Origin of the sequence: Citrobacter sp. Marseille-Q5395, from assembly GCF_947057495.1 — a bacterium.
Taxonomy (GTDB): Bacteria; Pseudomonadota; Gammaproteobacteria; order Enterobacterales; family Enterobacteriaceae; genus Citrobacter; species Citrobacter murliniae.
In genome coordinates this window covers 1-11,688 of record NZ_CAMSEL010000039.1, presented here as the reverse complement: position 1 = coordinate 11,688, position 11,688 = coordinate 1, and the positions used below count along the sequence as shown (strand labels likewise).

Annotated in this window: 11 protein-coding genes and 1 pseudogene; 5 read left to right on the top strand and 7 right to left on the bottom strand. The window is 52.9% G+C overall.

The genetic code is table 11. From position 1 onward, the window contains the following. A partial coding sequence (locus OH663_RS25270) for a hypothetical protein (RefSeq protein WP_263525905.1) occupies window positions 1-201 on the top strand: 201 nt, incomplete at its 5' end. After that, a pseudogene (locus OH663_RS25265) lies at window positions 143-631 on the top strand (CDP-alcohol phosphatidyltransferase family protein); the annotation flags it as partial. The gene OH663_RS25270 and the pseudogene OH663_RS25265, both read left to right, overlap by 59 nt. Window positions 632-638: 7 nt before the next feature. On the opposite strand, the gene OH663_RS25260 reads toward OH663_RS25265, so the two are convergent. From OH663_RS25260 to xthA, 7 genes are all read right to left on the bottom strand, one after another. Further along, window positions 639-1,946: a sulfurtransferase gene (locus OH663_RS25260; protein WP_048222712.1), complete on the bottom strand. Its 1,308-nt coding sequence runs from the start codon at window positions 1,944-1,946 to the stop codon at window positions 639-641. A gap of 87 nt (window positions 1,947-2,033) precedes the next feature. Next, the gene (locus OH663_RS25255; protein WP_200011608.1) at window positions 2,034-2,666 is read right to left on the bottom strand and encodes an ATP-binding cassette domain-containing protein; all 633 of its coding nucleotides are present in this window, start codon (window positions 2,664-2,666) and stop codon (window positions 2,034-2,036) included. Next, on the bottom strand, window positions 2,666-4,201 hold the full coding sequence (locus OH663_RS25250; RefSeq protein ID WP_200011611.1) for an ABC transporter permease family protein: 1,536 nt from the start codon (window positions 4,199-4,201) through the stop codon (window positions 2,666-2,668). Before OH663_RS25250 ends, OH663_RS25255 begins: the two co-directional genes overlap by 1 nt. Next, window positions 4,174-5,343, bottom strand: a complete 1,170-nt coding sequence (locus tag OH663_RS25245; RefSeq protein WP_200011614.1) for an ABC transporter substrate-binding protein — start codon at window positions 5,341-5,343, stop codon at window positions 4,174-4,176. The genes OH663_RS25250 and OH663_RS25245 overlap by 28 nt, the downstream gene beginning before the upstream one ends. A gap of 32 nt (window positions 5,344-5,375) precedes the next feature. Then, complete coding sequence (locus OH663_RS25240; protein ID WP_413814480.1) at window positions 5,376-6,083, bottom strand: TVP38/TMEM64 family protein; 708 nt, start codon at window positions 6,081-6,083, stop codon at window positions 5,376-5,378. Next, entirely contained in the window at window positions 6,083-6,754 is a 672-nt protein-coding gene (locus tag OH663_RS25235) for a TVP38/TMEM64 family protein (protein ID WP_263525906.1), read from the bottom strand. The genes OH663_RS25240 and OH663_RS25235 overlap by 1 nt, the downstream gene beginning before the upstream one ends. Window positions 6,755-6,964: 210 nt before the next feature. Then, entirely contained in the window at window positions 6,965-7,771 is an 807-nt protein-coding gene (gene xthA, locus OH663_RS25230) for an exodeoxyribonuclease III (RefSeq protein ID WP_045442034.1), read from the bottom strand. A gap of 444 nt (window positions 7,772-8,215) precedes the next feature. Between xthA and astC the strand changes: the two genes are divergently transcribed. The 3 genes from astC to astD form a co-directional block, all read left to right on the top strand. Continuing rightward, complete coding sequence (gene astC, locus OH663_RS25225; RefSeq protein WP_200011617.1) at window positions 8,216-9,436, top strand: succinylornithine/acetylornithine transaminase; 1,221 nt, start codon at window positions 8,216-8,218, stop codon at window positions 9,434-9,436. Continuing rightward, entirely contained in the window at window positions 9,433-10,467 is a 1,035-nt protein-coding gene (astA, locus tag OH663_RS25220) for an arginine N-succinyltransferase (RefSeq protein WP_045442043.1), read from the top strand. The genes astC and astA overlap by 4 nt, the downstream gene beginning before the upstream one ends. Beyond that, the coding region (gene astD / locus OH663_RS25215; RefSeq protein ID WP_263525904.1) for a succinylglutamate-semialdehyde dehydrogenase at window positions 10,464-11,688 on the top strand (1,225 nt) is incomplete at its 3' end. The genes astA and astD, both read left to right, overlap by 4 nt.

Sequence of the window (11,688 nt, the reverse complement as noted above, 5' to 3'; positions counted from 1 at the left end):
AAAAAAAAAAAAAAAAAAAAAAAAAAAAAAAAAAAAAAAAAAAAAAAAAAAAAAAAAAAAAAAAAAAAAAAAAAAAAAAAAAAAAAAAAAAAAAAAAAAGGAGAAAAGAAGGAAGAGAAAGAAGAGTATAAGAGAAAGATAACTGGCATCAGGCTGGTATCTGGCCGCGCTGGTGGCCATTGTGCTCAATCGTCTGTTTGATGGTCTGGATGGGGCGCTGGCGCGTCGCAGAGGATTAACCGATGCGGGGGGATTCCTCGACATTGCGCTCGACTTCCTGTTTTACGCCTTAGTACCGTTTGGCTTTATTCTGGCGGCACCGGAGCAAAATGCGCTGGCGGGTGGCTGGTTGCTATTTGCTTTTATTGGCACCGGCAGCAGTTTCCTGGCCTTTGCGGCACTGGCAGCGAAACACCAGATTGATAACCCTGGCTATGCACATAAATCATTTTATTATCTGGGTGGACTGACCGAAGGCACTGAGACAATTATGTTGTTTGTTCTGGGCTGCCTTTTCCCTGGATATTTTGCAGTGATGGCCTGGGTGTTTGGCGCGCTGTGCTGGATGACAACCTTTACGCGGATCTGGAGTGGCTACCTGACGCTGAAGTCACTTCAGCGTCAGGGCTAGCGAGAGGTTACTGACTGCTTTCCGGGCCGCGTTCACCGCTGGCGACCGGGTTTTTCGGATGGCTGCTCCACTCGTACCAGCCGCCGTCATAGACGGAGACGTTTTTCCAGCCCATCGCGCGGGCATACATAAACGTCTCAGAGGCGCGCCAGCCGGTGCCGCAATAGAAAGAGACCTGCTGATCCGGCAGGATATTCCACTGCTTCCACATTGCGGCGATGTCATCCGCGCTACGCATGGTGCCGTCCGGGTTATGGAAATCTTCCATATGCGTGGAGTCGCTCCCTGCGTGGCCCCAACGAGCGCCTGCAATCTCACCTTTTGGCTTAATGTAGCTGTATCCGCTGGTGGTGCCGACAAACTCTGGCCACGAGCGGATGCTGACCAGCGACGCGTCCTGGCGGTGCAGCAGGCCACGCGCCTGTTCCATATCCAGCATCAGCTGCGGTTGGGCAGGGATCGTTACGCCGAAATTCGGTTCTGGTTTCACCGTTGGCGCAGTACCGCGTTCAACCGGTAATCCTGCATCGGACCAGGTTTGCCAGCCACCGTCGAGCAGGCGAACGTCTTTTACACCCGCGTACAGCATGATTTGTGCGACACGTGCTGCGGCGTAAACATCGCGGCCATACAGAATGACCGTTGTGTCGTGGCGAATTCCATGTTTTGCCAGCATCGCTTTTAGCTGAGCGTCCGAGACTTTATTCCACAGCGGTTCGCTTTCGACTTCGTTAGTATCAATGTATCCGGCTCCCGGGATGTGGCTGAGCAGATAGAGTTTCGGCGCCCCCCAGGCGGCCTCGATCACTTTCCAGTCGCCAGCCGGTTTAGCTGTGACCTCTTTACCCTGTTGAAGGTCGTGCAGCCACTGCGGATAGACCAGTTGTTCGAAGTGCGGCAGGCGTTGCAAGCGAGCTGGATCCTGCAGCGCATCGCTGAGCGTTGAAATATGGCTAAAGCCGGCCTTTTGCAGGCGATTTTTGACGGCCTGCATATCAGTGTCGTTGCCATAGAGTGCAACCGGGGCATCGGTTTTTAACTGATGTTGATGAACCCAGGCGGAGAGTTGCTCATCATTCATCTTGTCGAGCCATGCGGCAGACAGATTCAGGGCGGAAGGTTCATGTCCAGAAGGGCCATTAAGCGATTGCGGCCAGCCGTTATAATAAGCGCTCTGACGGGTATCGATTGCCGCGCCTTGTTTTTGCTGTAACTGGTTGAAGGTGAGCGTCTGCGCGGTTTCAGCAGCCCAGGAAGAAGCGCAAGCCAGCCCTAAAGCCAGTGCCAGCGCGGTCATTTGAGAAACACGTTTCATCGAATAGCCCGACGTTGAAAAAAGAAGACGACATTCTGTGCCGCCAGTTAAGTAAAATCCTTGCGTTAACGCAGCATATCGCCACATTCACGTCCACTGCACCATCTGCAAAACAGAACCCCCAGGCGGCACGTCCTGCGCGTCATGGGTAACCTGTACCACGGGAATACCCTGCTGATGAACTTCGTTAAACACCCACTGACGAAATGTGTCGCGAAGCGACGTATCCAGGCGACTGAACGGTTCGTCCAGTAGTAGCGCCTGTGGCTGTGCCAGCAGCGCGCGCAGCAGCGCGATACGCGAGCGCTGTCCCCCGGACAATGAAGCCGGATCGCGGTGAAAAAAACCGGCCAAATCTGCACGTTTAAGAGCGTGTTCAACTTCATCGTGTCTGGCGGAGCCTTTCAGGGAAGCCGGTAATGCCAGCAGTAAATTTTGCCCAACGCTGAAGTGGTCGAACAGCAGTGCATCCTGGAACAGGATGCCAATCTGACGTTGTGCTGTGGGGAGTGAATCAATGCGTTTATCGTTGAGCCACAGTTCGCCAGACGCCTGAAGTTGAGGCGAAAGGGCTCCAACCATCCATGAAAACAGCGACGACTTGCCGCTGCCCGATGGGCCCATAATAGTGACAATGTCACCTTTCTTAACCTGGAAATTGACTGCTTGTAGCAGCACGTTCGCACCCTGACATAGGGAAACGTTTTTCACGATAAGCATTAACGGAGTCCTTGTCGTAAGCGGCCAATCCACGCAGAGAGTAATGCCGCCAGTGCGAAAACCAACAGAGGCAACAGAAGCTGCCATAACGCCTGTGTTGCAAGCATAGCGGTACTACCGCCGCTGCTCAATGCCACAGCTTCGGTAGTGAGCGTGGGAAAACGCCCGGCGCCTAACCACAGGGTGGGCATGTACTGGGCGATGCTGACGGAGAATCCTACTGATAAGGCAATCAGCGCCGGGCGCAATAACAGCGGGCATTTTACCTGCAAGAAGATGCGGCCCTGCGTCCAGCCAAGAGTTTGGGCGATCAAAATCAGTCGTGGATCAATACGCTGCCACGCCGGTTTGAGCACAAACAGCATCCATGGCGTTACCCACAGCAGATGCCCCCAGATAACCGTCAGGAACAGACCATCCAGCTCCGCGTGTAGAGCCAGCGTATATTGCCCGGTGACCAGGGGTAGCGCAGGCAGGATAATCGGCAGCCACACCCAATTATTCCCACTTTGTGGTCCCCATTCCAGCCATAAGAAAAGTGTTATTAATGCCAGTACACTGGAGATTAATCCCATCTGCAGGCTGGTCAATAGTGTCTCAGGAACCACCGAAGAGAAGTCTGCAACCCATACCAGAATCCCTGCACATAACACACCGCTAACGGGAAGTAGTTGTGCCAGTGAGCGCCCGGATGAACAGGAGGACAAACGTTGACGTACTCCGCTTATCGTCGGGATTGCTCGTTGCCAGCATCGCCAGAAAAGAAAACCGATCAGTGCGAAAATGGCCAGTAACAACACCAGTAGCAAACTGGCAAGCGCACCTTTCGTCTGCTGGTCGCTGTCTCCCTGACTGAGCCATTGCCAGCTCAATACAGCAAGCGTCGGCGGATTGCCAGGTCCGAGGATTATCGCCACATCAACGACGGACAACGACCAGGCAACTACGGCCAGCATAACTTTACCTAATGCCGGGGCGATGGAGGGCAATACCAGCCAGTTCAGGCATTGCAGTCGGCTATAGCCCAGTGAGTCCAGGACGATAACCTGCTGCGAGAGCTGTTTTTCGCTCAACAGAGCGGAGAGGATCCATAATACAAAGGCGCTCTCTTTAACCGCCAGCGCAATGCCAAGGCCAATTCCGTAGCGGTCGGTCTGCGGGGTAAGAAAGGGCAGTGCGCGATAGAACATACCGCCCTCAGCAAATAGTAACAGGACGCTGGTGGCAAATGCCACGTGTGGAATGGCCAGCAACCAGGGGAGTCGGGTACACAGACGAGCCCAGCCCGCGCCGGGCCACAATGCGAGGAGCGCCATCAGTGCAATGACCAGCGCAACAGTGGCTGCCAGGGTAACGGAAACCAGCGTCGCCAGTAGTGCCTGCGGTAACTGTGGATCGGCAAAAAGCACCAGCCAGTTGAGGCTGGTAAGCGCAGGTGTGATGAGATCGAAAGCAGCGGGCACCAGCGGCAAATAGATTGCCGCCATGATGCCCCATATCAACAGGATTAATGCGTACCGTAACGGCGTAGCCATTCTTGTTCCAGTGCGTTTACCCAGGCTGCATGGGGTTCAGGAAGTACAGCGGGCAGGTCTTTTGGGATCCGTGCCAGTAGCGCTTCACGCTGCTCAGCGGGTAGTTTTTGCGGGTCAAGCACCGAAGGATCGCCCCAGTAAGTGGGATCGGCCTTACGCAGTTGCGCTTCGGGAGAGAGCAGGAAATTAGCGACGACTTGCGCCCCGGCTCTGGCCCGTGCGTTAGCCGGAATAGTGACAAAATGCACATTGCCAATCATCCCTTGTGAAAAGCCAAAACTGTAGCTGTTTTGAGGCAATTCACCGCTGGCCACTTTTTGCTGGGCGTGCGCGGGATTAAAGGTCAACGACAAACGCAGCGCTCCGCTATTCAATAGTGCATCCATGCGCGCAGGAGTGGGAGGAAAGTCTTTACCTTCACGCCATAACATGGGATGTAATGTATCAAGATACTGCCACAATGGGGCGGTAACGTCGGCAAACGTCGCAGGTTCGGGCGCAATTTTCAGCGCTTGTGGCTGAGTGGTGAGCATAATTAACAACTGTTCGAGAAATGCTGTACCGGTAAAATCAGGGGGACGCGGATAGGTCACCGTACCGGGATAGGCTTTAGCAAACTCCAGTAATGCCTGCGGGGTTTGTGGTGGTTGTTTGCTAACATCGCGATTGGCGATAAAGGTTAACTGCGCGCCGCCCCACGGCGATTCAGCCCCGTCAGTCGGGATGGAGAAATCTTCGCTCACAGGCTTCAGGGTATCAACGTAGCGCCAGTTGGGCAGCGTTTGCGCCCAGTGCGTGTGTAGCAGATTAGCCTCTTTTAGCGTACGGAAATTTTCGCCGTTAACCCACAGCAAATCGACTGAGCCGCCGGTTTTACGCCCGGAAGCGGCTTCCGTTTGAATGCGTTTAACGGCATCGGCTGCATCTGCCAGACGTACGATTTTCAGGTTAATCGCGTAATGTGTTTTCATCTCACCGCTAACCCAGTCGAGATACTGGTTAACCGCGTTATCGCCTCCCCAGGCGTTAAACCAAATCGTTTGCCCTCGGGCTTCGTTTTTGATCTGCTGCCAGTTCGCATCCTGCGCAAAAGTTGCCAGGGGGAAGAGCAGTAAACCAAGGCACAATAAGCAGTAACGCATAATATTTCCTTGATAATGAGTGAATGCAGGCTTCAGGACTGTTTCCTCTGCCGCTCAAGATAGAGGCTTCGCGCGACCGGGATAACCACGGTCAGCGCAAAAAGCACAAACAGCCCGGTAACAAACCAAAATGCGCCTCCGGTTAACAGGCTCCCGGCCCATGAATAGACGATGGTAGCGGGCAACTGACCAATGCCGGTGGCGAGGAAAAAGTGGCGAAAGCGGATCGATGTCAGGCCTGCGGCATAGCTTATCGGGTCAAAAGGGACGAAAGGGAGGAGGCGGCACACGAGAATAGTATGTTTGCCGTAACGCTCAAAAAAGGCATCCATATTTTTCAGCACCGTTTTTCCGGTCAATTTTTCCACCGCACTACGGCCTAAAATACGGGCAATAAAAAAGCATAACGTCGCACCCGCCATGGCACTGGTCCAGGACAGTACGCCTCCCCAGAATGCGCCGAACAGTGATGCGTTCGCAAATGTGATCAGGAAGGCCGGAAGCGGGGCGATAATTGCCTGCAAAATCATCAAAAAGAAGGAAACTACTGCTGCCTGAGTACCCCAGGAACGAATGAAATTCTCAAGCGCATGCTGATCAACCGTGGCAAATGCCGCCAGGCTTTGCCGGAGAAAGTCGCTTACGGCAGGTATCCATACCCACGCCATCAGCGCCAACAGCAGCAGTATAATCAGCCCGATCCGGCAAAACTTTATGAGGTGCGCTTTATTTCGCTTCATCATTTACCTGTTTGCTCACGATGGGCAGAGGGATCGACACGTTTACACCGGGCCCAGGCTTTTGCCGCCTGTACCAGGGCGAATAATGCAATGCCTGCCCCACTGAGTTTAATGATAAATGCCAGAGTGATGCCTTCCTGGGCAAGCTCGTGCGACATCAGGGTATAGATAAAGATACCGGGCAAGGTGGTAACTGCTGAAGTAAAAGTAAACGACCAGAAAGAGATTGCGGTCAACCCGTAAGCATAATTTTGAATATTATATGGAAATAGCGGAACGAGCCGGGTGAGGATCAAAAAGTCAATCCCACTATGGGCAATGCCTTTTTCGATTGCCTGAAAGGTGGTGGTATGACCGGCATATTTCAGCAGCAGATCGCGGCCAAGCCAGCGGGCCAGTAGAAACGACAACGCCGAGGCTACGGTGGCCGCTACCAGGGAAATAAGGGTGCCAACCAGTGGGCCAAAGAGGATCCCGCCGACGATCACCAGAATACTGCCGGGGATCAGACATAGCGCCGCCACGATAAAAAGCAGGATATATAACGTGTAGCCAAAGATACCGCTCTGACGGATGGCGTCTTGTAGATGATGGAAATTAGTTATCAGGTCACTCAGACCGTAATAATGGACAGCTCCCGTCAGAACGCAGAATAATGCGGCGACAATCAGTAGCCTGTATTCTGCCTTATGCGAACTTCTTTTTCATAGGGGCACTCCTGTAAACCATGTGCGCTGACGCGTTTTCGCAAGCGAAAAGTGGGCGGAAGATATAATAAATTCCCGGACGTAACAATGTATTACCGTTATTTTATTGATTTTGCTCAGGATATATCCGCTCTCCAGAGCGGCGATGCTCTGGAGAAAAGGCGATGGTATGGATTACACGCGGAATTTTGCCCACACCGGTGCGTGGTCGGATGGTTTTTCCATGCTGCGGATCTCATAGTCGATCCCGGTTTCTTCGCAGCGCTCTGCCAGCGGAGTGCTTGCCAGCAGCAGGTCGATACGCAGGCCACGGTTGTCGTCGAAGCCTTTTGAACGGTAATCAAACCACGAATACTGGTCGTTTGTTTCCGGATGAGCATGACGGAAGGTGTCCACCAACCCCCAACCCAGCAGGCGCTCCATCCATTCACGCTCTTCCGGCAGGAAAGAGCATTTTCCGGTACGCAGCCAGCGCTTGCGGTTCTCTTCACCGATGCCGATATCAAGATCGGTTGGGCTGATATTCATGTCTCCCATGATCAGCACTGGATTGTCGCGCTTCAGTTCGGTATCCAGATAGTTTTGCAGGTTCTGATAGAACGCTGCTTTGGCCGGGAATTTGGTTTCATGGTCACGGCTTTCACCCTGAGGGAAATAGCCGTTGATGACGGTGATGTTACCCAGAGATGAAGGAATTTCCGCCATGATAATACGGCGCTGGGCTTCTTCGTCATCGTTCGGGAAGCCACGACGTACAGACACCGGGGTTTCTTTCGTCAGTAACGCTACGCCGTAATGCCCTTTCTGACCGTGATAGAAAACGTTGTAACCCAGCTTTGCTACCTCTTCGAGAGGGAACATATCATCATGAACTTTTGTCTCCTGCAGGCCAATAACATCGGGTTGGTGTTTTTCGACAATAGCTGCCAGTTGATGAGGACGGGCGCGCAGGCCGTTGATATTAAAAGAGACAAATTTCATAGTCGCTGCCACTTTGCAAGGTGAATAGTGCAAGGATGGTAGCAGAATTTCTGCTGGCTGACTGCCACTTGTCACCTGATTCCAACAATGACTGCTAAAGGTGTTAACGATGGGGCAAAAACTGCACTGTTTTGGCGCGGAGTGCGTCAGAATAGAGCAATAATTTCCGATAAATTTCGTATATGATCACAATTCCAGAATTATATTTGGTAACTGAATAATATTTCGCTTTTTCCTCTGTTTAGTCGCCCAGTGCGCAAACATATTCACTTTATATGCACGTACAGTGAATATCGCTGGGTTATAACCTGTTGATATTCCGTTCCCTCACTCCGTTTATGCATTTTTTTCGCTGGCTGGCACGAACCCTGCAATCTACATTTACAGCGCAAACACTATATTATTTAACATATAAATAACTTTTTATTTACCGTTGAGGTCGCTATGTCTCTGTCAGTTACGCGTGAAAATTTTGATGAATGGATGATGCCCGTATACGCTCCGGCGCCTTTTATTCCGGTTCGTGGTGAAGGCTCGCGTCTGTGGGATCAGCAGGGTAAAGAGTATATCGATTTCGCGGGAGGCATTGCGGTTAATGCGCTGGGGCACGCACATCCGGCGTTACGTGAAGCATTAAACGATCAGGCGAGTAAATTCTGGCATACCGGAAATGGCTATACCAACGAGCCGGTACTGCGGTTGGCGAAACAACTGATTGATGCAACTTTTGCCGAGCGCGTTTTCTTTTGTAACTCTGGTGCGGAAGCTAACGAGGCCGCACTAAAACTGGCGCGTAAATATGCTCACGATCGTTTCGGTAGCCAGAAAAGTGGCATCGTGGCCTTTAAAAATGCCTTCCACGGTCGCACGCTGTTTACCGTAAGCGCCGGGGGGCAGCCAGCCTATTCGCAGGATTTTGCACCGTTGCCGCCAGATATCCGCCATGCCGTGTATAACGATCTGGATTCTGCCAGCCAGTTGATTAATGACGCAACCTGCGCGGTTATCGTGGAACCAGTCCAGGGCGAGGGTGGCGTGGTACCGGCAACGAAAGCATTTTTACAGGGGCTGCGTGAATTATGCGATCGACACAATGCGCTGCTTATTTTCGATGAAGTGCAGACCGGAGTCGGTCGTACTGGCGAGCTGTATGCCTATATGCATTACGGCGTGACGCCGGATCTGCTGACGACGGCCAAAGCGTTGGGCGGTGGTTTTCCTGTTGGCGCGTTATTGACGACTGAGCAATGCGCCAGTGTGATGACGGTGGGCACACACGGTACCACTTACGGCGGAAATCCGCTGGCCTCTGCGGTGGCCGGGAAAGTGCTGGAAATTGTTAACACACAGGAAGTATTGAACGGCGTCAAACAGCGTCACGACTGGTTTGTGGAGCGTATCAACGCCATTAACGAACGTTTTGGATTATTTAGTGAAATTCGTGGACTTGGCCTGTTAATCGGCTGCGTACTGAATGAAGAGTTTGCCGGGAAAGCCAAACTGATCTCGCAAGAAGCCGCCAGTGCAGGGGTGATGGTGCTGATTGCTGGTGGGAACGTAGTGCGTTTTGCGCCAGCGTTGAACGTCAGCGAAGAAGAAGTTGCCACCGGACTGGATCGCTTTGCACTGGCCTGTGAACGCATTACAGCAGGAGGTTCATCATGATGGTGATCCGTCCCATTGAACGCGCAGATATTACGGCGTTAATGCAACTTGCCAGTAAGACCGGTGGCGGATTGACGTCGCTTCCGGCGAATGAAGCCACTCTTATGGCGAGAATTGAACGTTCGCTGCAAACCTGGCAGGGCAAGTTGCCGAAAAGCGAGCAGGGGTATGTTTTTGTGCTCGAAGACAGCGCCACAGGTACGGTAGCAGGAATTTGCGCAATCGAAGTGGCGGTTGGACTTAATGATCCCTGGTATAACTATCGGGTGGGTACCCTGGTGCATGCCTCGAAAGAGCTGAACGTTTATAACGCGCTGCCGACGCTGTTTCTCAGTAACGATCATACGGGAAGCAGTGAGCTGTGTACCCTGTTCCTCGATCCGGACTGGCGAAAAGAAGGCAACGGCTATTTACTGTCGAAATCGCGTTTTATGTTTATGGCCGCCTTCCGTGACCGGTTTAACGAAAAAGTAGTGGCAGAAATGCGCGGAGTGATCGATGAACACGGTTACTCCCCGTTCTGGCAAAGCCTTGGGAAGCGCTTTTTCTCAATGGAGTTCAGCAGGGCTGATTTTCTGTGTGGAACAGGGCAAAAAGCATTTATTGCTGAATTGATGCCCAAGCATCCTATTTATACCCATTTCTTGTCGGACGAAGCGCAAAGCGTGATTGGCGAAGTGCATCCGCAAACCGCACCTGCCCGCGCGGTGCTGGAGAAGGAAGGGTTTCGCTATCGTAACTATATTGACATTTTCGACGGTGGGCCGACGCTGGAATGCGATATCGACCGGGTTCGGGCTATTCGCAAAAGCAGGTTGGTGGAGGTTGTTGAAGGACAACCGGCACCAGGCGAATATCCGGCCTGTCTGGTTGCCAATGAAAACTATCACAACTTCCGCGTCATGCTGGTTCGCGCCGATCCGCATACTCAGCGCCTGGTGTTAACGGCGGCGCAGTTGGATGCCCTGAAGTGCCACGCGGGCGACAAGGTCCGTTTAGTTCGTCTTTGTGCAGAGGAGAAAACAGCATGACATTATGGATAAATGGCGACTGGGTAACGGGTCTGGGTGAACGTCGGGTGAAAACCAATCCGGTGAGTGGCGATACCCTGTGGCAAGGAAATGATGCTGATGACTCGCAGGTGGCCCAGGCATGTCATACAGCGCGTGCAGCTTTCCCTGGTTGGGCAAAACAGCCTTTTGCCGCACGTCAGGCGGTGGTGGAGAAATTCGCCGCCTTGCTGGAGAGCAATAAAACAGAACTCACAGCGATTATTGCACAGGAAACCAGCAAACCACGCTGGGAGGCCGCGACAGAATTGACGGCGATGATCAATAAAATCGCTATCTCCGTAAAAGCCTATCATGTACGTACCGGTGAGCAACATAATGAGTTGCCAGATGGTGCTGCGACGTTGCGTCACCGTCCCCACGGCGTGCTGGCGGTTTTTGGTCCGTATAACTTCCCCGGTCATTTGCCCAACGGTCATATTGTTCCGGCTCTGCTGGCGGGTAATACACTGATTTTCAAACCCAGTGAGCTGACCCCGTGGACCGGTGAGGCAGTAGTAAAATTGTGGGAGCAGGCAGGATTACCGCCAGGAGTGCTGAATCTGGTGCAGGGTGGGCGCGAAACGGGGCAGGCGTTGAGTGCGCTGGAAGACCTTGACGGCCTGCTGTTTACCGGCAGCGCCAATACGGGCTATCAGTTGCATCGACAGTTATCCGGGCAGCCGGAAAAAATCCTCGCGCTGGAGATGGGGGGCAACAACCCGCTGATTATTGAAAATCCGGAAGATATTGATGCGGCAGTGCATCTGACCATTCAGTCGGCGTTTGTCACCGCCGGGCAACGTTGCACCTGCGCTCGTAGGCTGCTGGTAAAAAAAGGGGCGCAGGGGGATGCATTTCTGGCGCGCCTGGTTGAAGTCAGTCAGCGTCTGGTTCCGGGAAACTGGGATGACGAGCCGCAACCCTTTATCGGCGGGCTTATTTCCCAACAAGCGGCACAGCACGTATATGATGCCTGGCATCGTCTTGAAGCCCTTGGCGGTCGCACTTTGCTGGCTCCACGGCGAGTGCAAGTGGGTACCTCCCTGCTGGCACCGGGGATAATCGAACTGACCGATGTGGCAAACGTGCCGGATGAGGAAGTCTTCGGTCCGCTGCTCGGCGTGTGGCGTTACGACAACTTCGACGACGCCATTCATCTGGCCAACAATACCCGATTTGGTCTGTCGTGTGGGCTGGTGT